Genomic DNA, 21,870 nt, shown 5'->3' with positions numbered 1-21,870 from the left:
AGTCAGTTCACGAAGCATGTGTGTCCTTCGGCACACATGCCACCCCGCGCCCTGCGCGCCCCAGGCGCATCCAGAAGGGAACCCGCGAATCGGACATCCCCACGGGCCATCGCTGCGCTCGGCCGCGCCTGCGCAGCGCGTGGCGCTTGCGCCCACGAGAGGGGGCCCAGCGCAGCAAAGGCCCATGTGGCTGTTCGGCTGTTGGATGTTCGGCTGCCCACCCCCTGCTGGCTGCGCCTGCGGCGGGGCGGTTGGGGGGTGAGCATGGGCGTCGGAGCGCCCATGCTTCGTGCTCTGACTCGCCGTGGCTGTCCGAGCGGCGCTGCACAGCAGCAAAGCGAGTTCCACGGCGCACCCCGCAACCGCCCCGCCGCAGGTTTGCCCCGTAGCGCAGCGCAGGGGTCGCAGACTGGGGGTCGCCTTTTCTTTGCTTACTTTCTTTTGGCGAAGCAAAAGAAAGTGAGTCGCCCGCCGGGGCGACAACCCGGCTCCCGCCCTCAACACAAGCACGGAGCCCAAACCAACCAACCAGCCCCAGCTTCAACAAGCTCAGTCCTAACGGTCAAAAGCTACAAAAACAGTAGCTACCAGCGCTTTATGGAAAAGCGGCAGCAGCCAATTCAACCAAAACTCACCCCTTCCGAATCTCCTCCAGACAAGCCCGCACCACGCGAGGATCAAACGCCATCTCCACATGCGCCACCCCCTCCACCAACCGGTTGTCCGCCCCCGCCAACGCCGCCGTGGTCGCCGGGAACACGATGTTGTCGCAGTTCGAATACCAACAGGTAAACAACGCCGCCCGCCCCGCAGGCTCAGCCCGCTGCAACTCCACCACCCAGTCCCCCGCCAGGCTCATCTGCCGCCCGTTCACCGCCCGGCTGAAGCGCCCCAGCCACGTGCCGCCATGGGGCGTGCCCAGCGTCAGCACCCGGTGCACCCGCCCATCGGCCTGGTGCGCCCGCAGCCAGGCCCGCACCGCCAGCCCGCCCATGCTGTGGCACAACAGCACTGGCGCCTGGCCCGTGGCGGCCGTCACCCGCAACACGGCGTCTTCAATGGTGTCAGCGTATGCGTCGATGGAGCCCATCACCGGCTCCAAGTTGACCGCCACATGGGCATGGCCGGCCGCCTGCAAAGGGGCAAACCACGGCAGCCACAACCCCCGGTTGCACATGAAGCCATGCACCAACACCACGCCGCGTTGGCCCGTGGGCTGCGCGGGCAGCCAGTCGGGCAGCGATTGGTGGCGAAACGGCTGGCGCCAGCAGAACACGGCCAGCCCTGCAAGCACCTCAGCCCCCCAGGCCGCCACCACCTGCGAAAGGCGCGCACGGGGCGCCGCGTCGGCGCGGTTGGTGAGGTGCATCAACACAAACTGCAGCGCCATCACCAGCAGGTAAATGGCCAGTGGCAACAAGGCCTCCCACACCGCCCGCACGGGGGACTGCGGCCATTGCCAGGCCAGCCAGACGGCCATGGACAGCAGGATGAAGAAAACAAAACTTCGTTGCCAACGCGCAATCATGGGGGTGAGGATCGGATGTTGTAATTGACGGGGTCCGCCGCATTGTGCGGCCTGGGCGTGCAGCCCCGAGGCCGCCCTCCCGCCGCCCGACTTCATGCAGAGAGAAAGAACGAAAGAAGAAAGGCCCCGCCCCATGGATGCCGCCCAGACCATCCGCGACTGCATTGCAGACGTGACCGCGCTGCGCCTGCACCGCACGGGCGACCCGGCGCTGGGGGCGGCGGTAGGCCGCGTCAAGGCCTTGCAGGCGCAACGCTTTCGGGGCACCTATGCCGACCTGATGGCCTCGCCCACGTTCGGGCCGGCGGCGCGGTTCTTCCTGGAAGAGCTGTACAGCGACAGCGACTACACCGACCGCGACCAGCAGTTTGGCCGCATTGCGGGCACGCTGCAGACCATGTTCCCCCAACCCGTGGTGAACACCGCCGTGGCCCTGGCGGTGCTGCACGCGCAGACCGAAGCCCTGGACCAGGACATGGGCCGCGCGTGGCGGCTCCAGGCCGGCAGCCCGGACGATGCTGCCGCCTGCTACGCCGCCAGCTGGCGCACCGTGGGCCAGCGCCACGCACGCCAGCAGCAGCTGCAGCGCGTGCTGGCCATGGGCACCGACCTGGCGCGCCTGACCCGCACGCCGGGCCTGCGGATGATGCTGCGCATGATGCGCGGCCCGGCCAACGCCGCCGGCATGGGCGCGTTGCAGAAGTTTCTGGAGGCCGGGTTTGACACCTTTGGCCAGCTCGCGCGCCAGCGCGGCGGGGTGGAGGAGTTTCTGGCCACCATCGAAGCGCGTGAGCAGGCCTTGATGGACCTGCTCTTTGATGCCGACCCTGTCGCCTGCGGGACCCAACTCGTGCGCACCCTAGGACAAGCCCGATAGCCCGTTGCGCGCCCGCCTTCCACAATCTGTGCCCACCTATCAATGGCATTTGGCGGACAGGGCGCACCAAGCGCGCCAGCCGCACCAGGCAAGCACAAGGGAAGGAATCAAGCGCATGGAAAAGATCTGGCTCAAGAGCTACCCACCGGGCGTCCCCCATGACGTGAAGCCCGAGCAATACCGCTCTGTGGCCCACCTGCTGGAAGAGTCCTTCCGCAAACACGCGTCGAGCCCGTTCTCGGTCTGCATGGACCAGTGGATGACCTATGGCGAGCTGGAGCGCCGCTCGGCCGCACTGGGTGCCTATCTGCAAAGCCTGGGTCTCGCACCCGGTGCGCGCGTGGCCATCATGCTGCCCAACATCCCCCAGTTTGGCGTGACCATGGCCGCCGTGCTGCGCGCGGGCTACACCTGCGTCAACGTGAACCCGCTGTACACCGCGCGCGAGCTGGAGCACCAGCTCAAGGACTCGGGCGCCACCGCCATCGTCATCCTGGAGAACTTTGCCCACACGCTGTCCGATGTGATCGACCACACGGCCGTCCAGCATGTGGTGATGGCGTCCATGGGCGACCTGCTGGGCTTCTGGTTTGGCCAATGGATCACCTTTGCCGTGCGCCACCTGGCCAAGATGGTGCCCGCCTATGACCTGCCGCTGTCGAACGGCCGCAAGGTCGTCACGTTCAAGAAGGCGCTGTCGCTGGGCGAGCACAAGTCGCTGGCGCCCAGCCAGGCCACGCTCGATTCGATTGCGTTTTTGCAATACACCGGCGGCACCACGGGCCTGTCGAAAGGGGCGGTGCTCACCCACCGCAACATCGTGGCCGCCACGCTGCAAGCCGAGGCCTGGTTCACGCCGGCCCTGTCCAAGGTGGGCGACCTGAGCAAGGCCAACAGCATTGCCGCGCTGCCGCTGTACCACATCTTCGCGCTCACGCTGTGCCTGCTGGCCATCCGCCAGGGCTCCAGCATGACGCTGATCCCCAATCCGCGCGACATTCCCAAGTTCATCGCCGAACTGAAAAAACGCCCCTTCCACATGCTGCCCGCCGTGAACACGCTGTTCAACGCGCTGCTGCAGAACCCGCAGTTCAAGGCGCTCGACTTCTCGCACCTGTGCGTGTCGCAGGCCGGGGGCATGGCCGCCAGCGAAGGCACGGCCAAGCAATGGCAGAAGGTGACCGGCAGCACCATGATCGAAGGCTGGGGCATGAGCGAGACCTGCGCCATCGGCACCAACAACCCGGTGATCAGCACCGAGTTCAGCGGCACCATCGGCCTGCCGCTGCCGGGCATCGACATCGCCATCAAGGACGACGAAGGCAACAGCCTGCCCCAGGGCGACCCGGGCGAGATCTGCATCCGCGGCCCCAACGTGATGGTGGGTTACTACAACCAGCCCGAAGAAAACGCCAAGGCCTTCACGCCCGACGGCTTCATGCGCACGGGCGACATCGGCATCATGGATGCGCAGGGCTACACGCGCATCATCGACCGCAAGAAGGACATGATCCTGGTGAGCGGCTTCAACGTGTTCCCCAACGAGCTGGAGCAGGTCATCAGCCTGTGCCCCGGCGTGGTCGAATGCGCGGCCATCGGCGTGCCCGATGAAAAGCAGGGCGAGGCGATCAAGGTGTTCATCATCAAGAACGACCCGGCCCTGACCGAGGACGAAGTGGCCAACTACTGCCACCAGAACCTCACCGGCTACAAGCGCCCCAAGTACATCGAGTTCCGCGACGAGCTGCCCAAGAGCAACGTGGGCAAGATTTTGCGGCGCGAGCTGCGGTCATCGGCGGCCTGACGCACTGCGCGCGGGGCATCCCCGCGCGGCCCGCCGTCCCCCAGAGGCGCTTTGGCGCCTCTTTTTCTTTTCCTTCCGCCCTGTCCCCAGCCTGCCCATGGCGGTGCCCGAGCCCCCCGGATCGCGGGTTTTGGAGGACGCCATCCCGGCGGCACCTGCGGTACGCTGCGCAGGCCACGGCGCGCATGCCGCGCCCCCCGTCACGCAGCGACCGACCCCGCCCCCATGCCTACCCGCCCCGCGCCCCCCGACCTTCTGCCCCCCGAAATCACCGTCTTCGAACGCGGTTGGCTCTCTGCCAACAACATCCTCTTCATCGGCCACCACGACACGGCCCTGGTAGACACAGGCTACTGCAGCCATGCCGCGCAGACGGTGGACCTGGTGCACAGCGCGCTCGCGGGCCGCGTGCTGGACCGGGTGCTCAACACCCACCTGCATAGCGACCACTGCGGCGGCAACGCGGCCTTGCAAAAGGCCTGGCCCGATGCGCTCACGGCCATCCCGCCCGGCCAGGCCGACCATGTGCGCCAGTGGGACGCCTACGCCCTCAGCTACACCCCCACGGGCCAGGAATGCCCGCCCTTCCGGGCCGACACGCTGCTCACGCCCGGCTCCTGCGTGCTGCTGGGCGACAAGCCCTGGCAGGTGCATGCCGCGCCGGGGCACGATCCGCATTCGGTGGTGCTGTTCGAGCCCCAGGGCCGCGTGCTGATCTCGGCCGACGCGCTGTGGGAGAACGGCTTTGGCGTGGTCTTCCCCGAACTGGACGGCGAGGACGCCTTTGCCGACGTGGCGGCCACGCTCGATGTGATTGAGAAACTCGCACCGCAGGTTGTCATCCCCGGCCATGGCCCGGTGTTTGCCGATGCCCCGCGCGCCATCGACGGCGCGCGCCGCCGCCTGGACGGCTTTGTGCGCAACCCGGCCAAGCATGCGCTCTATGCCGCCAAGGTGCTGCTCAAGTACAAGCTGCTGGAGTGGCAGCAGATCAGCCTGCCGGACCTGGCCGCCTGGACACAGGCCACGCCCTATTTCGGCATGCTGCAGGCTCGCCACTTTGGCGACCGGACCGAGGCCGAGTGGCTGGCCAGCCTGGCCGACGAGCTGGTGCGCTCGGGGGCCGCCCTGCGCCAAGGCGAGATGCTGCACAACGTGTAGCGCACACCGGCCCTGGCCGGCCGCGTCAATGCTTGTGCTGTTTGTCGCAGCCCATCACGTGGTTGTAGCTGCTGGACATGCACTGGTAAAACGACTTCTTGTTGCCTGAAGCGCTCTGGCAATCCGACACGCTGTACTTGCCCCGGGCCTCGCGGATCTTGGGGGCTGTCTTGTCGAAGTCGGCCTGGGCCATGTAGCCGTCGCGCACATTCTTCTGCCCCACCTCCAGCATCTGGTCGGCCTGGTAGTGGATGTTGTCCACGGCAGCGGCGCAGTTCAGCGGCACCTGCTTGCCGTCCACCGTCTCCAGCGCCTTCTTCATGCCCTGGCCGAATTCTTCGACATCCCTGGGGATCTTCTTGGTGCCGTCGGGGTTGTACTGCGGCTGCGCCTTGCCGGAAGCGCCCTTGCTGCCGGAGCCGCCACTGCTCCCGCCACTCCCGCTGGTGCCGTTGTTGCTCTGCAGCTTCAGCGGCTCGGCGTCCTGCTTGGTCGGTGGCGGCTGCGATCCGTAGTGGGTTTTGCCGTCGGCATCCACCCATTTGTACACCGGCTGCGCCTGGGCGCCAACGCCCCACGCCACCACCACTGCGGCCACGCCGGCCGTCCACACCCGTTTCCCCATGACATCCCTCCCGTTTTTATAAAAACACGCTCCAGCGCTTACCCATCAAGCGCCAAAAGCTCTCATATTAATAGCAACTAGACGGTGTTGGCAGCGCCTCGGCGGCCATCACGGCAGGTCCTTGTTCACCTCGGGCGCAGCCGCATCGCGCGGGCCGATGGTGCCCAGGCGGCCCTTGAGCGACTGGGGCTGGCCGGTGAGCATGGCGGCGTAGTTGGTGGTGTTGGCCAGCACCTTCTTCACATAGTCGCGCGTTTCGGCAAAGGGCACGTTCTCGGCCCAAATGGCGGCGTCGAGCACGGGCCCGTTGCGCCAGCTGCGGGGGCGGCCGGGGCCGGCGTTGTAGGCGGCAGCCGCCATGGGCATGGAGCCCGCAAAGTCGTCCAGCGCGAGCTTGAGGTAGGCCGTGCCGATGGTGATGTTGGTGTCGCGGTCGGTGATCTGGTCGGCGGTGAAGTTGGCCAGGCCGATCTTCTTGGCCGTCCAGCGGGCCGTGGCGGGCATCACCTGCATCAGGCCCGAGGCGCCCACATGCGAGCGCGCGTCCATCACAAAACGGCTTTCCTGGCGGATCAGGCCGTACACATAGGCGGGGTCCAGGCCAATGCCGTTGGCGCGCTCCACCACCGCGCTGCGGAATGGCATGGGAAAGCGCTGGCTGACCTCGATCACGCCCTTGGTGCGTTCGCTGGTGTTGATGCAGCGGTCCCACACCTCGCGCTGGCAGGCAAAGTCGGCGGCGGCCAGCAGCTCGCGGTCGGGCATGCCGCCGCTCTGGTGCAGGTTGGTGGTGTAGTTCCACTCGCGCACGCCCTCGCTGCGCAGGCCCAGCAGGATGGCGTACAGCCCCCGGTTGAGCCCCGGGTTGGCGCGGGCGGCGGCCTTCTCTTCGGCCGTGAGGGGCGCGGGCGCGGGCGGCACCGTGATGCGCTGGCCCAGCTCCTCCAGCGCCAGCTGTTCGTAGAAGCCACGCGTGCTGGCAATGCCTTCGAGCAGCTGGCGCGCCTCGGCGCGCTCCGCCTCGCTCACACGGCCCGCGAGCAGCGAACGCGCCTTCCAGTACACCCAGGTGCTGTCCTGCCGGCCCTCGGGGCCCATGGCGTCCACGGCCTTGCCCACGGTCTTCCACTGGCCGGCGCGCAGCGCGGCGCGCACCTTCCAGCCCAGCAGGTCGTCGTTGAGGTCGCTGTCCCGGGTGACGTTGGCAAAGTAGCCCGCCGCGTCGCTGGACAGTTTCTGCGCCGCCGCCTTGCCGATCACACCCCAGGCCCAGTTGCGTTCTTCGGACGAAAGGTGCACACCCCACTTGCTGTCGAGCTGGTGGGCGGCGCTGTCCGGGTCGCCCGTGGCCAGTTTCAACAGGGCCAGCAGCACCAGTTCCTGCTTGGCCTTGCCCGCAGCCGTGGCGCGCGCGTGCAGGTATTTGCTGGGCGCGTCGAGCACGTCCTTGACCTGCGGCAGCGACTCGGGCGAGACGATCTCGACCGCCGCACGCACCACACGCGGGCGGTTGGCTTCCACGCCCAGGCGGGCCTTGCGCCACACATCCAGAGCCGACAGCTTCTTGTAGCCGTGCAACTCGCGCGCGGCGTGGGTGCAGCCATCGTCTCCATCGCGCAGCGCGTACCAGTTGCTGCGCACATCCTCGGCCACCGTGGGGCCGGCCGTGCCCTTGATCTGGTCGATCAAGAGCGCATAGCAGCGCACCTCGCGGTCGTCCGACATGCGGTAGCTGGGGTGGTGCTCGGCAAACTGGCCCCAGTCGCGGCGCTGGCCCAGCAGCAGCAGCCAGTCGTTGCGCAAGCGGTCTTCCTGGTAGCTGCCGGCGTAGCGCTGCATGAAGGACTGGATTTCCGAAGGCGCGGCCTCGGCCAGGCGCAGCTTCAATTCCCAGTAGGCGGCCCAGGGTTCCAGCGCATGGCCGCGCGCCGAGGGCAGCAATTGCTCCAGCTTCTTGCGGTCGCCCTTGCGAAAGGCCTGCTGCATCTCCAGCAGGGTATCGTCCCCACGGTTTTGCGCCATGACAAGGGGCGCGGCGCCAGCCAGCAGGGTGGCGGCAACAAGGGGTGTCAGAATCGCTCTGAGAAATTGCATGGGGGAATTATCTGATGGACAAAGCAGCCCTTCGGCGCGCGTTGATAGAAGAACGCCTCAATCTGCCCGACCGCCTACAGCGGGCCGATGCCTTGCAGCAGGTGATGCGCATCTGGCTGGTGAACCGGCCCGACACCGTGATCGGCGCCTACTGGCCCATCAAGGGCGAGTTCGACCCCCTGCCCGCCCTGCACCGCTGGAAGGAAGATGGCGAGCTGCTGGACGAACCCCAGCTGCGCCGCATCGGTCTGCCCGTGGTCAACAAGCTGCACAAGACGCTGACCTTCCACGCCTGGTACCCCGGCTGCCCCATGGAAGAAGACGCCTACGGCATCCCCAAGCCCAAGGACACCGAGGTCATCGTGCCCACGCTGCTGTTCGTGCCCTGCGTGGGCTATGCCGCCGGCGGCTACCGGCTGGGCTACGGCGGCGGCTTCTACGACCGCACCCTGGCCACGCTGCAGCCCAAGCCGTTCACCGTGGGCCTGGGCTTTACGCAGGGCTACCTGGACGACTTCGAGCCCGAAGAATTCGACCTGCCGCTCGACGCCATCCTGAACGACAACGGCGTGGTCTGGCCGATCTGATCGGCAGCGGGGTGGCCGGTGATGCGTGCCACGCATCATTCAGGCCGCGTTTTGGCATCGCCGGCACGCCGCGCAGCCGCTAGCATGGCGGGCTGACCTCTTTTTTTCAGGTGTCCACCATGCCCAAGCTCTACATCGGCAACAAGAACTATTCGTCCTGGTCCATGCGCCCCTGGGTGCTGCTGCGCCAGGCCGGCATTGCGTTTGACGAAGTGGTCGTGCGCTTCGACAGCTTCGAGGCCGATTCGGACTTCAAACGCACCATGGGCCCGGTGAGCCCCACAGGCAAGGTGCCGGTGCTGGTCGATGACAACGGCCTGGTGGTGTGGGACACCCTGGCCATTGCCGAATACGCGGCCGAGACCTGGCCCGACAAGCAGCTCTGGCCCCAGGACGCCAAGGCCCGGGCGCGCGCCCGCAGCGTCTGCGCCGAAATGCACAGCGGCTTCACCGCCCTGCGCGGCAACTGCCCGATGAACATCGAGGCCGATCTGGCCGACACCGGGGCGCTGATCTGGCGCGACAAGCCCGGCGTGCGCGCCGACGTGGCACGCCTGGTGGCCATGTGGAGCGCGCTGCTCGAAGAGCACGGCGGCCCCCTGCTGTTTGGCGAATTCACCATCGCCGACGCCTATTTCGCCCCCGTGTGCATGCGCCTGCACGCCTATGCCCTGCCCGTGCCCGCCCCCATCAAGGCCTATGTGGACCGCGTGCGCGCCCTGCCCGGCGTGAAGGCCTGGATCGACGGCGCCCTGGCCGAGAAGGACTTTCTGGACTTCGAAGAGCCCTACCGCCTGCGCCCCGCACAAGGCTGAGGCACGCCATGGCGGTCACCATCTACCTGCGCTACGTGCTCAACACCCGCAAGCTCAAGGAGTTTGAGCACTACGGCAAACTGTGGATCCCGCTGGTCGAGAAATTCGGCGGCCAGCACCACGGCTACTTCATGCCCAGCGAGGGCGCCAACAACATCGCACTGGCGCTGTTCACGTTCGAGAGCCTTGCAAGCTACGAGCGCTACCGCGAGGCCTCGATGCAGGACGCAGAGTGCCAGGCGGCCTTCCGTTATGCCGACGAGACGGGGTGCATCGTGAGTTATGAGCGGAGTTTTTTCAGGCCGGTGTTTGGCTGAATGACGCCACGCGCGGGCGGTTCCCTTACCGAAACTGCTTGCGCAAAAACGCCTTGTGCCGCGCAATGTGCGCCAGCTGCGCGGGGGCGATGGAGCCGCCCAGGTCTTCGTCCTCGGTGTTGAGCACTTGCTTGGCATGGGCCATGGCGCGGGCCACCACCTCCTCTTCGCTCACGCCCTGCGGGGCCGCCAGGTCCATCGCCACGCGGCGCATGGCGCGCTGCGACAGCATCCACATGGCGCCGAAGGAATCCCAGGCGGCCGCCGCCTCCTTGAACTTGTCGTGTTCGGCCAGGATCTCGTTCAGGGGCTTGGCCAGGATCTCCTGCAAGCCTTCCACCTGGGCCTTCAGCGCCTCGAACTGTGCCTCGCGCTGCAGGGCCTCTGCGGCCGCGTTGGCGGCTGCGTCGGGCGGCGTGGGCACGGGCACGCTGCCATCGGGGTTGAGCTGGGCAATGGTGAGGTCAGACGAGATGGACATGGTGATGATTCCTGAGGTTGCCGAAAATCTGTGTGTCATGCGCCTTGCGCAGGGCTACCTATGAATCGCACACGCGGCGGAATTTTCCGCCCCTCCGCATCGCGCCTCACCATGCCAAAAATACGGGATTCGTGAATCACCTGCGGCCAACTGGCATAGCCGTAGCTCTCCGGTTTTTCATCCGGGTGCGACGAACGCAGCGTTTCCAGCACCTCACTGAGTAACACGGTTCCGTCATCGTTCGGAGCAACAACATCGATTGCTCCACGCAAGGCGTTGAGCAAAGAGGTCGATTCCAATGGAACCTTCCTGCCGAAGAAAAGCGCTTGACCCTGCGGGCTGGTGAAAGCAGCAGCCATATGCTCCCCGGCTTCGGCCATGACTTTGGCAACCCCCTGAAGCTCAAGCCGAAAGCGCTCAGCTTTCTCGTAGCCTGTTTGCAGATTCTCCAGCGCTTGTGCACACCCTTCCAGACTCGTGAGGTCAAACCGATCGACAAGGTGGTGCACCCATTCGTTGCGCAGCGATACCATTTCTCGCATGGACGTTTGCAGAGTCTCGAAAGTTTGCGACGACACCGAGAAGCGGAAACTATGCCGCATTGAAAGGCGGCCATCGGGTAAGGCGCGCTCTTTCCGGCTATTAGAAGGTGCTTCGCTATCCAAGACCACATCGCCAAAAAACGCTGAGACCAAGCCTCCCAAAGTCATAGAAGCCAAGCGCTCTTTTTCAAACGCACGACTCACCTCAAAAGCGGCAGCACCCTCGCCCACACGCCCGGTATGGACAGCCGTGACCTCTGCGTCGTGCAGGAATGCCTTCAAAAGCCGTTCCGACTGCTGCAACGACAGCATGCAACGCCCTAACCAACGCTGTACTTGGCGTTGTGGCTCTGCGTATGCGGGCTCGGATTGGTCGATAAGTTCCATTGTTGTGATTATCGGAAATCGAGCCCCTCTAAACTAGCCCGATGCAAATCTACATGGTGGGTGGCGCGGTCCGCGACAAGCTGCTGGGCCGGCCGGTGAATGACCACGACTGGGTGGTGGTGGGCGCCACGCCCGAGCAGATGCTGGCGCTGGGCTACCTGCCCGTGGGGCGGGACTTCCCCGTTTTTTTGCACCCCGAGACGCGCGAAGAGTACGCGCTGGCCCGCACCGAACGCAAGAGCGGGCGCGGCTACCGGGGCTTTGTGGTGCAGAGCTCGCCCGATGTGACGCTGGAAGAAGACCTCTCGCGCCGCGACCTTACTATCAATGCGATAGCTGCCAGCGCTGATGGGACGGTCGCAGAGGGCATTTTTGACCCCTACGGTGGCACCCAAGACCTGCAGGCGCGCGTGCTGCGCCATGTGACCGACGCGTTTCGCGAAGACCCCGTGCGCATCCTGCGCGTGGCGCGGTTTGCGGCGCGCTTCACCGACTTCAGCGTGGCGCCCGAAACCATGCAGCTCATGCGTGAGATGGTGGAACACGGCGAGGTGGACCACCTGGTGGCCGAGCGCGTGTGGCAGGAACTGGTGCGCGGGCTGATGGAAGAACAGCCCTCGCGCATGTTCGAGGTGCTGCGCGCGTGTGGCGCACTGCAGGTGCTACTGCCCGAGGTGGCGCGCCTGTGGGGCGTGCCCCAGCGCGCCGACTACCACCCTGAGGTGGACACCGGTGTGCACCTGATGATGGTGCTGGACATGGCCGCGCGGCTGCAGGCGCCCCTCTCGGTGCGGTTTGCCTGCCTGGCGCACGACCTGGGCAAGGGCACCACGCCCGCCCACGTGCTGCCGCGCCACATCGGCCACGAAGAACGCAGCGCCAGGCTGCTCAAGGCCCTGGCCGAGCGCCTGCGCGTGCCCGTGGACTGCCGCGAAACCGCCGACGTGGTGGCGCGCGAGCACGGCAACATCCACCGCAGTGGGGACCTATCGGCCGCGGCCCTGGTGCGCCTGCTGGAGCGCTGCGACGCGATCCGCAAGCCCGAGCGCTTTGCCGAGATCCTGCTGGCCTGCGAATGCGATGCGCGTGGGCGGCTGGGGTTTGAGGAAGCCGCCTACCCGCAGCGCCCCCGCCTGGCGGCGGTGCTGGCCGCCGTGCAGGCGGTGGTCACGCGCGACATTGCCGCGCAGGCAGCGACCCAGGGCATAGGCGGCCCGCAGGTGGGGGCGCTGATCCACCAGGCGCGGGTGGAGGCGGTGGCGCGGTGGCTCCACGAGCCCGCCGCGCACTGACCCCAGGCACACGCCTCCACCAACCTACCCTACCAGCGCAGCAGGCGCGGCCCCAGCAGCGCGCCCAGCGCCGTCGGGATGGCCATGCCCGCGAGGTACCAGACGGCGAGGAAGGGCGCGGCCATCTCGGGGCAGTGCAGCGCATACACCAACGCGCCCAACGCACCGGCCAGCAGGCCCGCCCCCGCCCCCGCCCAGGCCAGGCGGGTGGGCGCCGCCCCTTTGAGCGCCCAGAACCCGGCCGCAAAAGCGGGCACCGACAGCGCCGCAATGTTGAACGGGCAGGTGCGCCAGGTGCTGCCCAGGATGAGCGGCAAGCGCTCGGCCGCAGGCACCTGTGCCAGCACCACGAGCGCCAGGGCCCAGAGCGCCAGCGGCGGCACGGCCAGCAGCCAGGCGGCCGCCCCCACCCGCATGCCCGGGCGCGCCATGCGGCGCAGCAGCGCCAGCCCGGCGGCGGCCAGGGCCGCAGCAAACAGCAGCTTGCCCCAGAACATGGGCAGCGCCAGGGTGGCCAGCAGGCCAGGGCGCAGGCCGAACAACGCCAGCATCAGCACCCCGGCACCGGCAATGCCCACGGCACTGGCGATGGCAAACCGCTGCTCAATGGCGGTGGACTGCACGGACCGGTCATCGGTGGCCAGCAGGTGGATCAATTCATCGGTTTTCATGCCATTCCCCTGATCTTGGCGGCCAGGGCCTTGAGCCCCCGGTGCACGCCGACTTTGACGGCCGACTCCGACAGCCCCGTGAGGCGCGCCGTCTCGACCACCGACAACCCTTCCAGCTTCACATACTCGATCGGCAGGCGCTGCTTGTCCGGCAAGGTCCGCAGCAACTGCCCCAGGTCGCGCCGTGCTTCAAAGGCCTCGCTGTCGCTGCTGGCAAACAACTCGTCCGCATCGTCCAGCGGGTCGTTGCGCCCCTCTTTGACAGCGTGCGAACGCAGCCAGTCGATGAGCTTGTAGCGCGCAATCGCGTGCACCCACGCCGTCACCGGCATGTCGGGCCGGTAGGTGTGGCGCTGGTTGTGCACGGCCAGCAGCGTCTCCTGCACCAGGTCCTCCACCTCGTCGGGCCGCTGCGCCAGGCGCCGGCGCAAGAACGCACGCAGGTGCGCACTCAGCTCCTTCAAAAAACGCTGGTAGGCGGCGGCATCGGCGTTCAGCCCCTGCAGCAGCAAACCGCGCAGGCGCTCTTCCACTATCTCCATGGTGTCTCCCTGCAAGGAATTCGTATCCCGGGGCCATTGGGTTACAGGCACTGCAAATATTTCTTTGCAATGCCACCGCGATTTTTTTGCACAGCGCTGTAACCCACCCGCTGCACTGCGCGAATTACAACGCAGATCGGGCAATTGGACGCCGCCTCTGTGCAGCACCCCGGTCGGATTCAACCCTCAACCCTCGGAGAACCCACCATGACCTCACGCACCCTCAGCCTCGGCGCCCTCGCCCTTGCCGCCCTCGCCTCTGGCGCCGCCATGGCCCAAACCGCGCCCATGGATGGCGCCAAGCCCGCCATGGAGAAATGCTATGGCGTCTCGATGGCCGGCAAGAACGACTGTGCCGCCGGCCCCGGCACCACCTGCGCCGGCACCTCGAAGATGGACTACCAGGGCAACGCCTGGAAGCACGTGCCCGCGGGCAGTTGCGCGTCGATCAAGACGCCCAAGGGCATGGGCTCGCTGATGCCCACCAAGGCCTGAGCCATGGCCCCGCGCCCTCTCACCGCCGGCCTGGGCCTCAAGCCCCAGCACTATGGCGAGGCGCTGCACTGCACCGCCCCCGGCCTGTGGTGGGAGGTGCACCCCGAAAACTACCTGGCCGACGGCGGCCCGCGCCTGGCCTGGCTGGAGGCCATCCGCGCACGCCACCCCGTGGCGCTGCATGGCGTATCGCTGTCGCTCGCGGCCGATGCGCCGCCCGATGCGGCCCACCTGGCGCGCCTGGCAACCCTGGCGCGGCGCGTGGAGCCCGCGATCATCTCAGAGCACCTGGCCTGGTCCACCTGGCGCGGCCAGTACCTGCCCGACCTGCTGCCGTTTCCGCGCACGCAGGCGGCGCTGCACCGCATCGCGGACAACATCGCGCGCACGCAGGATGTGCTGCAGCGGCCCATCGCCATCGAGAACCCCACGCACTACCTGCACATCGACGGCCACGACTGGGCCGAAACCGCGTTCCTGGCCGAGCTGGTGCGCCGCACCGGCTGCCGCCTGCTGCTGGATGTGAACAACGTCCATGTCAGCGCCAACAACCTGGGCTTTTGCGCGCAGGCTTATGTTGATGCCTTCCCCCTGCACGCCGTGGCCGAGATCCACCTCGCAGGCCACCATGCCGACCCGGTGCACGGCAATGCCTTGCTCATCGACAGCCACGACGCGCCCGTGGCCCCCGCCGTGTGGGCGCTGTACGAGCGCGTGATTGCGCGCACCGGCCCCGTGCCGACGCTGATTGAGCGGGATGACCACCTGCCCGCATTCTGCGAACTGATGGCCGAGCGCGACCAGGCCCACCGCGCGCTGGCCATGGCCCAGCCCGAGGAGGCCCCATGCAGCTGAGCGCGTTCCAGGACGGTTTTTCGGCCGCGCTGCTTGGCCAGGCCGTGCATGCGCCGTGGCTGACAGCACTGGAGTCCCAGCCGGGGTTTGCCGTGTACCGCAACACCGTGCTCAAGGGCTGCATCGATGCGCTGCAGGCCAGCTACCCCACGGTGTGCCAGCTGGTGGGCACCGACTGGTTTCGCGCAGCCGCAGCAGTGCACGCCCGAGCCCGGCCGCCCCGCAACGGGCTGCTGGTGGACTACGGAGACGGGTTCGCCGCCTTTCTGGAGCGGTTTGAACCCGCCGCCGATCTGCCCTACCTCAGCGCTGTGGCGCACCTCGACCGCTGCTGGACCGAATGCCATCTGGCGGCCGACGCCCCCTCCGTGGGCCGCGACTGGCTGGCGCAGCAACCGCCCGACACGCTCGCCCTGGTGCAACTGCGCCCCCACCCGGCGGCGCGCTGGGCCTGGTGCGACGCGCATCCGGCCTACGCCCTGTGGCAGAGCCACCGTGAGGGCCTGGCGACGCCCACGTCGCTGGACACCCTGGAATGGGCCGGCGACGGCGCCTTGCTCACCCGCCCGCAGGCGCAAGTGACATGGCGCCCGCTGCCGCGGGCGGGGGTGGCCTTTGTAGACGCCTGCGCCCGGGGTCTCACGCTCGAGGCCGCAGCCACCCGGGCCCTGGAGACCGACCCCAGCGCCGACTTTGCCGCCCTGATGGGCAGCCTGCTCGACGCAGGCGCCCTGATCTCCACCGATTCACGCACAGGCTGAGAACCTGTTCAAAGGAGCCCCCATGCACACCACAACCCACTTCCCCACCGCCCCCGCCAAAGGCCCGCGCAGGCTGCTGGCCCGCCTGGCCGATACCGCCACCGGGCTCACGCCCCACAGCCTGCTGGCCCTGGTGAACCGCGTGGCCATCGCGGGCATCTTCTGGCTGTCGGCACGCACCAAGGTCGAGGGCTGGTTCAGCATCTCCGACAGCGCCTATGCGCTGTTCCGCGACGAGTACAAGCTGCCCTTGCTGCCGCCCGAACTGGCGGCGCAGATGGCCACCGTGGCCGAGCACCTGTTCCCCGTGCTGCTGGTGCTGGGCCTGTGCACCCGCCTGTCGGCGCTGGCCCTGCTGGGCATGACGCTGGTCATCCAGGTGTTTGTCTACCCCGATGCCTGGCCCACCCACCTGTCGTGGGCGGGGCTGCTGCTGTACCTGGCGGGGCGCGGCGCGGGCGCTGTGTCGCTGGACCGCATGCTGGGAATTCGCTGAAACACTTGCCTCAGCCTGCGGCCGTGCGCACCCAGCGCACGATGTCCGCCGCCCCCAGCGCGCCCGAGATGCGCGCCACCTCGCGCCCCTGCTGGAACAGGACCATGGTCGGGATGCTGCGGATGGCATAACGCGCCGCGATGGCCGGATGGTCTTCGGTGTTGAGCTTGGCCAGGCGCACGCGCGGCTCCAGCTCGCGCGCGGCCTGGGCAAAAGCGGGCGCCATCTGGCGGCAGGGCCCGCACCAGGGTGCCCAGAAATCCACCAGCACGGGGATGTGGTTGCGCGCCACCTGCTTGTCGAAGCCCGTGGCATCCAGCTCCAGCGGGGCGCCCGCAAACAGGGGGCGGTGGCAGCTGCCGCAGTCGGGCGCGCTGCCCAGCTGGGCGGCCTGCACGCGGTTGGTGGTGTGGCAGTGGGGGCAGACGATGTGCAGGGCTTCGGTCATGGGCAGGTCAGGGGTTGTCTGACAAACCACATGGCGGCCCCACGCAGTGTTTCAAGGGCAGGCTACAGCAGCTTGGTCAGCAGGCTCACCACAAAACTCAGCAGCAGCGTGGAGGCCAGCGGCACATCCCAATCCCGCCCCAGCCAGCGAAACCGGAAGTCCCCCGGCAAGCGCCCAAACCCCAGGCGGCGCAGCAGCGGCGTGAGCCCGCTGATGAGCACCAGGGCCAGGACGATGACGAGGAGCCAGCGGAACATGCGGCCTGCAGCCTCACAGCCGGTGTGAGCGGTCACCGTGCGCAAACCCCATGGGCTCCCACGCCTCGCCCGCGCCCACGGCCAGCACCTTGAACAGCTCGCCCATCTCGTGCTCCATGATCAATTTGGCCGCTATCGCCCGCCCCTCTTGCGGCAGAAGCTCCATTTTTGATAGCAAGCCGCAGTTGATGAGGAAATGCGCCTGGGTGGTGTAGCCCAGCACGTGCAGGCCCGCCTCCTGCGCGGCCAGCGCCATGGCGGTGAAGTTGACGTGGGCGGTGATGTCTTTGAGGCCCACCGCCACCAGCGGGTCGCCATCGGCCAGGTGGCCCTGGTGGCACATCACGGTGCCCATGTGGCGCTGGGGGTGGTAGTACTCGCTTTCGCCAAAACCGTAGTCCAGCAAGAAGGCGGCGCCGCGCGTGAGCCGGTCGGCCAGCATGCGCATGAAGCCCTCGCCCTGGGCGTGGATTTCGGTCAGGTAGTCCTGCGGGCCTTCAATGTCGAGCGGCGGGCGCAGGGCTGTGGGGCGGTCGGCCCAGGCAAAGCGGCCGTCGCCATCCACCCCCACGCCGCGCTCGTGCCACACACCGCCCTGCTGGCCGCCATGGCGCGCCAGCAGTTGCACCGGCATGGCGTCCAGCACCTCGTTTCCCACCACCACGCCGCTGAACTGCGCGGGCAGCACATCCACCCAGCGCAGCTTGTGCGCGTGGGCCACCAGCCTGGCCTGCTGGCGCGCGCGCAGGCTGCCCGACAGGTCGACGATGGTGTAGCGCTGCACCTGGTCGCCCAGGGTGTCGAGCAATTGCAGCGCCAGCGCGCCGGAGCCCGCGCCGAACTCCCACACCTCGTCGGTCCCGGTCTGCGCCAGCGCCTCGCCCACCTGCGCGGCCAGGGTCTGGCCGAACAGCGGGGTCATCTCGGGCGCGGTCACGAAGTCGCTGCCCGATTCGGGCATGGCGCCGAATTTGGTGGAATCGTTGGCGTAGTAGCCCAGGCCAGGGGTGTAGAGGGCCAGCGCCATGAAGCGGTCAAACCCCATCCAGCCCCCGTCGGCGGCAATGGCCTCGCGGATGTGCTGGTGCAGGGCGGTCGTTAAACTGTCGGGTCTTTGGGTCACGGCCCGCATTGTCCCCCACATGCCCCCCTCTTCCCCGCCTTCCCGCCCCCGCACCGTGCTGGTCACCGGCGCCGCCCGGCGCCTGGGCCGCAGCATTGCGCTGGCGCTGGCGGCGGGGGGCTGGCAGGTGGCGGTGCACTATCGCACATCGCGGCAGGATGCTATGGATACCGTAGCTGCTTGCGCACAGCTGACGAGCGGCAGCGCCCTTTTTGACGCAGATTTTGAGGACGAGGCCGCCGTGCGCGCCCTGCTGCCCCGCGTGGTGGCGCACTTCGGCCGCGTGGATGCGGTGGTCAACAGCGCCTCGCTGTTCGAGCACGACAACGCCGCCACCTTTGGTTTTGCCGCGCTCGAAAAACACCTGCGCAGCAACACCGCCGCCCCCGTGCTGCTGGCCCAGGCGCTGCACCAGCATGTGGCCGACCGCGCCGCGGCAGGCGAGGCCGATGCCCAGGGCGCCGTGGTCAACCTGCTGGACCAGAAGCTCTGGAACCAGAACCCCGATTTTGTGAGCTACACGCTGTCCAAGGCCGCGCTGGAAGCTGCGGGCACCATGCTGGCGCTGGCGCTGGCGCCGCGCGTGCGGGTGGTGGGCGTGGCGCCGGGCCTCACGCTCACCAGCCACATGCTCAGCGACGACAAGTTTGCCCAGCTGCATGCGCTCTCCCCGCTGGGCCGCTCGTCCACCGCCGAGGATGTGGCCGCTACGGTGAAGTTTGCGCTGGAGAACCGCTCGATCACCGGCACCACGCTGCTGGTCGATGGCGGCCAGCACCTGATGAAGTTTGACCGCGATTTTTCGTTGATGTGAGCACCCGCTCACGCCAGGACCCACCCATGACCTACGCCGCAGGCACCCAGATCCTCACACTCACCGGACTGCGCTTTGACGCCAACCTGGGCATTCTCGACCACGAAAAAACCGATCCCCAGCCCATCCAGGTCGATGCCGAACTGAGCCTGGGCGTGCAGCCGCTCACCCCGCGCGACGACGACATCCTGCATGTGCTGGACTACCGCAAGGTGCGCCAGATCATCATCGACGAGTGCCGCGCCGAACATGTGAACCTGCTGGAGAGCCTGATCGGCAAGCTGGCCAACCGCCTGATGCAGCTGCCCGGCGTGCTGGGCGTGCGCGTGAAGATCGCCAAGCTGGAGATTTTTGACGACTGCGAAGTGGCGATCCGGGTGGAAACCGGGCAGTGGTGAGCGCCCCCGCAGCGCTGCCGCCAGAGCGGCCGTCCGCGCCGCAAAAACAGCGGGAATGAGACAATCGGGGGATGAGTACCGTCTGGACAGAAGCCGAAGCCCCCGCCGTGGCCGCCCCCGCGCCACGCAATGACATCAAGATCGAGCGCGAGACCCACAAGCTCGAAAAACGCCTGTGCCGCGAGGTCGGCAAGGCCATCGTCGACTTCAACATGATCGAAGAGGGCGACAGGGTCATGGTGTGCATGTCCGGCGGCAAGGACAGCTACACGCTGCTGGACATTTTGCTCAAGCTCAAGGCCCGCGCGCCCATCCACTTCGATCTGGTGGCCGTGAACCTGGACCAGAAGCAGCCTGGCTTCCCCGAGCATGTGCTGCCCGAATACCTGAAGAGCACGGGCGTGCCCTTCCACATCGAGAACGAAGACACCTACAGCATCGTCAAGAAGCTGGTGCCCGAGGGCAAGACCACCTGCAGCCTGTGCAGCCGCCTGCGCCGGGGCATCCTGTACCGCGTGGCCGATGAGCTGGGCTGCACCAAGATCGCGCTGGGCCACCACCGCGACGACATCTTGCAAACGCTGCTGCTCAACATGTTCTTCGGCGGCAAGATGAAAAGCATGCCGCCCAAGCTGGTGAGCGACGACGGCAAGCATGTGGTGATCCGCCCGCTGGCCTACGTGGCCGAGAAGGACACCGCCCGCTGGTCGGCGCACCGCGACTTCCCCATCATCCCCTGCAACCTGTGCGGCAGCCAGGAGAACCTGCAGCGCAAGCAGGTGGGCGAGATGCTGCGCGAGTGGGAGAAGAAATTCCCCGGCCGCGTGGAGAACATGTTCACCGCCTTGCAGAACGTGGTGCCCTCGCACCTGCTGGACGGCGGCCTGTACGACTTCAAGAACGCCAAGGCCACGGGCGTTGCCAGCGAAGACGGCGACAAGGCGTTTGACAAGGAAGAGTTTGTGGCACCTTCGCCCACCCTGCCCGGCGTGCAGGTGGTGCAGCTGTCGTGAACCCCGGGCGGGCTCTAGCACTCTCACAGAGATCCCTTTTCAGGAGTTTCTGACCATGACACAACGCCGATGGATTCCCGCCCTTGTCCTGGGCCTGGCCGCGGCCCTGCTCATGGGCTGCAGCACCACACGCATGGTCGAAGGCCAGGTGCAGAGCTTTTCGACCCTGGCGGCCGTGCCTGCACCTGCCACCTACCGCATCGAACGCCTGCCCTCGCAGCAAACGCCTGCGTTTGACGCGATTGCCGCGCTGGCCGAGCAGTCCCTGGCCCGCGCTGGCCTGCAGCGCGACGCTGCCGCGCCCCGGCTGCTGGTGCAGCTGGGCGTACAGGCCGACAGCGTGCCGCGCTACGACCCCTTCCGCCCCTATGGCCCCTACGGTGCGTCTGGCCCCGGCCCCTGGGGCATGGGGGGCTGGTATGGCCGGGGCTGGGGCGTGCATAGCGCCTGGCGTTTTGGCGAACCCACGCCCCTGCACCGGCGCGCCGTCAGCATCGTGATGCGCGACGCCGCCACCCAGGCCGTGGTGGTCGAAACCTCGGCCGTGCACGAAGACGTGTGGGTGAGCGACCCGGCCGTCTACGGCGTGCTGTTCGACGCCGCACTCAACGGTTTTCCGAAGCCGCCCCAGGGCCCCCGGCAGGTGCGCCTGCCCCTGGCACCGACCACCCCCTGACATCCCGCAGCCCCCACCCCCACTGCATGCAAGCCACCCGCATCGTTGCCATCCGCCACGGCGAAACCGCCTGGAATGTGGACACCCGCATCCAGGGCCACCTGGACATTCCGCTCAATGACACTGGCCTGTGGCAGGCCAGCCAGGTCGCCCGCGCACTCGCCGACGAGCCCATCGCCGCCGTCTACACCAGCGACTTGCGGCGTGCCCACGCCACCGCCCAGGCCGTGGCCCACACCACCGGCGCCCCGTTGACGACCAATCCCGGCCTGCGTGAACGCAGTTTTGGCCACTTCCAGGGCCGCACGTTTGCCGAGATCGAAGCCGAACTGCCCGAAGACGCGCTGCGCTGGCGCAAGCGCGACCCGCACTACGCCCCTCTGGGCGGCGAGTCGCTGGTCACGCTGCAGGGGCGCATCGAACGCACCGTGGCCGCGCTGGCCCAGCGGCATGTGGGCGAGCAGGTGGTGATGGTGGCGCACGGCGGCGTGCTCGATGTGCTGTACCGCCTGGCCACGCGCCAGGACCTCCAGGCACCCCGCACCTGGCAACTGGCCAACGCCGCCATCAACCGGCTGCTGTGGACACCCGATGGACTGACCCTGATCGGCTGGGCCGACACCCAGCACCTGGACAACCAGGCCGCCCGCGATGAAACCCATTCCTGACGCCCAAAGAACCTGTTCAAAGTCTTTTTGGAGATTGCATTGGAGTGCCATCGTGATGGACGTGGACGCCTCGGATGCGCCGCATGGGCTCATGCCCATGCAAGCAGCTGGGGCGGCCTTGTCGCCCGATTTCACTCCAACCC

The 21,870-nt window shown here is 67.5% G+C and carries 26 protein-coding genes; 16 read left to right on the top strand and 10 right to left on the bottom strand.

Annotation, left to right across the window (positions count from 1 at the left end; all coding sequences use genetic code 11):
• Nucleotides 1-631 precede the first annotated feature (631 nt).
• A complete protein-coding gene (locus tag DBV10_RS08730) occupies nt 632-1,528 on the bottom strand; it encodes a triacylglycerol lipase (protein ID WP_124512643.1) in 897 nt (298 codons plus the stop codon).
• A gap of 133 nt (nt 1,529-1,661) precedes the next feature.
• Between DBV10_RS08730 and DBV10_RS08725 the strand changes: the two genes are divergently transcribed.
• The 3 genes from DBV10_RS08725 to DBV10_RS08715 all read left to right on the top strand — a co-directional run bounded on the left by DBV10_RS08725 (nt 1,662) and on the right by DBV10_RS08715 (nt 5,370).
• The gene (locus DBV10_RS08725) at nt 1,662-2,405 is read left to right on the top strand and encodes a hypothetical protein (protein ID WP_124512641.1); all 744 of its coding nucleotides are present in this window, start codon (nt 1,662-1,664) and stop codon (nt 2,403-2,405) included.
• A 115-nt stretch (nt 2,406-2,520) separates the two neighbouring features.
• Nucleotides 2,521-4,209, top strand: a complete 1,689-nt coding sequence (locus tag DBV10_RS08720; protein WP_124512639.1) for an AMP-binding protein — start codon at nt 2,521-2,523, stop codon at nt 4,207-4,209.
• A 225-nt stretch (nt 4,210-4,434) separates the two neighbouring features.
• A complete protein-coding gene (locus tag DBV10_RS08715) occupies nt 4,435-5,370 on the top strand; it encodes an MBL fold metallo-hydrolase (RefSeq protein WP_124512637.1) in 936 nt (311 codons plus the stop codon).
• Nucleotides 5,371-5,395: 25 nt separating this feature from the next.
• Here DBV10_RS08715 and DBV10_RS08710 read toward each other — a convergent pair whose 3' ends face one another.
• On the bottom strand, nt 5,396-5,995 hold the full coding sequence (locus DBV10_RS08710) for a DUF4124 domain-containing protein (protein WP_124512635.1): 600 nt from the start codon (nt 5,993-5,995) through the stop codon (nt 5,396-5,398).
• A gap of 108 nt (nt 5,996-6,103) precedes the next feature.
• Complete coding sequence (locus DBV10_RS08705) at nt 6,104-8,089, bottom strand: lytic transglycosylase domain-containing protein (RefSeq protein ID WP_124512633.1); 1,986 nt, start codon at nt 8,087-8,089, stop codon at nt 6,104-6,106.
• Nucleotides 8,090-8,103: 14 nt separating this feature from the next.
• Between DBV10_RS08705 and DBV10_RS08700 the strand changes: the two genes are divergently transcribed.
• From DBV10_RS08700 to DBV10_RS08690, 3 genes are all read left to right on the top strand, one after another.
• Complete coding sequence (locus DBV10_RS08700) at nt 8,104-8,676, top strand: 5-formyltetrahydrofolate cyclo-ligase (protein WP_124512631.1); 573 nt, start codon at nt 8,104-8,106, stop codon at nt 8,674-8,676.
• 119 nt (nt 8,677-8,795) lie between these two features.
• Nucleotides 8,796-9,491 (top strand): glutathione S-transferase family protein, encoded by a 696-nt coding sequence (locus DBV10_RS08695; RefSeq protein ID WP_124512629.1) that lies wholly within the window; start codon nt 8,796-8,798, stop codon nt 9,489-9,491.
• 8 nt (nt 9,492-9,499) lie between these two features.
• Nucleotides 9,500-9,808 carry an NIPSNAP family protein gene (locus tag DBV10_RS08690; protein WP_124512627.1) on the top strand — a complete coding sequence of 103 codons (309 nt, stop codon included), beginning with the start codon at nt 9,500-9,502 and terminating at the stop codon, nt 9,806-9,808.
• Nucleotides 9,809-9,833: 25 nt separating this feature from the next.
• Here DBV10_RS08690 and DBV10_RS08685 read toward each other — a convergent pair whose 3' ends face one another.
• Both DBV10_RS08685 and DBV10_RS08680 read right to left on the bottom strand, forming a co-directional pair.
• Nucleotides 9,834-10,289, bottom strand: coding sequence for a hypothetical protein (locus DBV10_RS08685; RefSeq protein ID WP_124512625.1), 456 nt, complete (start codon nt 10,287-10,289; stop codon nt 9,834-9,836).
• A 35-nt stretch (nt 10,290-10,324) separates the two neighbouring features.
• Nucleotides 10,325-11,218, bottom strand: a complete 894-nt coding sequence (locus DBV10_RS08680; protein WP_124512623.1) for an OST-HTH/LOTUS domain-containing protein — start codon at nt 11,216-11,218, stop codon at nt 10,325-10,327.
• A 41-nt stretch (nt 11,219-11,259) separates the two neighbouring features.
• Between DBV10_RS08680 and DBV10_RS08675 the strand changes: the two genes are divergently transcribed.
• Complete coding sequence (locus DBV10_RS08675) at nt 11,260-12,510, top strand: multifunctional CCA addition/repair protein (protein ID WP_124512621.1); 1,251 nt, start codon at nt 11,260-11,262, stop codon at nt 12,508-12,510.
• A gap of 29 nt (nt 12,511-12,539) precedes the next feature.
• Here the strand turns inward: DBV10_RS08675 and DBV10_RS08670 are convergent, their stop codons facing one another.
• Nucleotides 12,540-13,181 carry an NrsF family protein gene (locus DBV10_RS08670; RefSeq protein ID WP_124512619.1) on the bottom strand — a complete coding sequence of 214 codons (642 nt, stop codon included), beginning with the start codon at nt 13,179-13,181 and terminating at the stop codon, nt 12,540-12,542.
• The gene (locus DBV10_RS08665; RefSeq protein WP_124512617.1) at nt 13,178-13,723 is read right to left on the bottom strand and encodes a sigma-70 family RNA polymerase sigma factor; all 546 of its coding nucleotides are present in this window, start codon (nt 13,721-13,723) and stop codon (nt 13,178-13,180) included. The genes DBV10_RS08670 and DBV10_RS08665 overlap by 4 nt, the downstream gene beginning before the upstream one ends.
• Nucleotides 13,724-13,930: 207 nt before the next feature.
• On the opposite strand from DBV10_RS08665, the gene DBV10_RS08660 reads away from it, so the two are divergent.
• The 4 genes from DBV10_RS08660 to DBV10_RS08645 are packed head-to-tail and all read left to right on the top strand — an operon-like array spanning nt 13,931 to nt 16,330.
• Nucleotides 13,931-14,218, top strand: coding sequence for a DUF2282 domain-containing protein (locus DBV10_RS08660; protein ID WP_124512615.1), 288 nt, complete (start codon nt 13,931-13,933; stop codon nt 14,216-14,218).
• Nucleotides 14,219-14,221: 3 nt separating this feature from the next.
• Complete coding sequence (locus tag DBV10_RS08655) at nt 14,222-15,073, top strand: DUF692 domain-containing protein (RefSeq protein WP_124512613.1); 852 nt, start codon at nt 14,222-14,224, stop codon at nt 15,071-15,073.
• Nucleotides 15,064-15,834 (top strand): DNA-binding domain-containing protein, encoded by a 771-nt coding sequence (locus DBV10_RS08650; protein ID WP_124512611.1) that lies wholly within the window; start codon nt 15,064-15,066, stop codon nt 15,832-15,834. The genes DBV10_RS08655 and DBV10_RS08650 overlap by 10 nt, the downstream gene beginning before the upstream one ends.
• Nucleotides 15,835-15,856: 22 nt before the next feature.
• Nucleotides 15,857-16,330, top strand: coding sequence for a DoxX family protein (locus tag DBV10_RS08645; RefSeq protein WP_124512609.1), 474 nt, complete (start codon nt 15,857-15,859; stop codon nt 16,328-16,330).
• Nucleotides 16,331-16,340: 10 nt separating this feature from the next.
• Here the strand turns inward: DBV10_RS08645 and trxC are convergent, their stop codons facing one another.
• From trxC to DBV10_RS08630, 3 genes are all read right to left on the bottom strand, one after another.
• A complete protein-coding gene (gene trxC, locus DBV10_RS08640; RefSeq protein WP_124512607.1) occupies nt 16,341-16,778 on the bottom strand; it encodes a thioredoxin TrxC in 438 nt (145 codons plus the stop codon).
• A gap of 62 nt (nt 16,779-16,840) precedes the next feature.
• On the bottom strand, nt 16,841-17,035 hold the full coding sequence (locus tag DBV10_RS08635) for a DUF2905 family protein (protein ID WP_124512605.1): 195 nt from the start codon (nt 17,033-17,035) through the stop codon (nt 16,841-16,843).
• 13 nt (nt 17,036-17,048) lie between these two features.
• Nucleotides 17,049-18,167, bottom strand: a complete 1,119-nt coding sequence (locus DBV10_RS08630; protein WP_124512760.1) for a class I SAM-dependent methyltransferase — start codon at nt 18,165-18,167, stop codon at nt 17,049-17,051.
• Between the two features lie 10 nt (nt 18,168-18,177).
• On the opposite strand from DBV10_RS08630, the gene DBV10_RS08625 reads away from it, so the two are divergent.
• The 5 genes from DBV10_RS08625 (at nt 18,178) to DBV10_RS08605 (ending at nt 21,727) form a co-directional block, all read left to right on the top strand.
• On the top strand, nt 18,178-18,972 hold the full coding sequence (locus DBV10_RS08625; protein WP_124512603.1) for an SDR family oxidoreductase: 795 nt from the start codon (nt 18,178-18,180) through the stop codon (nt 18,970-18,972).
• 26 nt (nt 18,973-18,998) lie between these two features.
• Entirely contained in the window at nt 18,999-19,370 is a 372-nt protein-coding gene (locus DBV10_RS08620) for a dihydroneopterin aldolase (protein WP_124512601.1), read from the top strand.
• Between the two features lie 71 nt (nt 19,371-19,441).
• The gene (gene ttcA, locus DBV10_RS08615; protein ID WP_199740071.1) at nt 19,442-20,383 is read left to right on the top strand and encodes a tRNA 2-thiocytidine(32) synthetase TtcA; all 942 of its coding nucleotides are present in this window, start codon (nt 19,442-19,444) and stop codon (nt 20,381-20,383) included.
• A 55-nt stretch (nt 20,384-20,438) separates the two neighbouring features.
• Complete coding sequence (locus tag DBV10_RS08610) at nt 20,439-21,059, top strand: DUF4136 domain-containing protein (RefSeq protein ID WP_124512599.1); 621 nt, start codon at nt 20,439-20,441, stop codon at nt 21,057-21,059.
• Nucleotides 21,060-21,085: 26 nt separating this feature from the next.
• Nucleotides 21,086-21,727, top strand: coding sequence for a histidine phosphatase family protein (locus tag DBV10_RS08605; protein ID WP_124512597.1), 642 nt, complete (start codon nt 21,086-21,088; stop codon nt 21,725-21,727).
• The last annotated feature ends 143 nt before the right edge of the window (nt 21,728-21,870 follow it).

This window comes from Acidovorax sp. FJL06 (assembly GCF_003852545.1).
In the GTDB taxonomy this organism is placed as follows: Bacteria; Pseudomonadota; Gammaproteobacteria; order Burkholderiales; family Burkholderiaceae_C; genus Acidovorax.
This window is presented reverse-complemented; position numbering and strand designations above follow the sequence as displayed.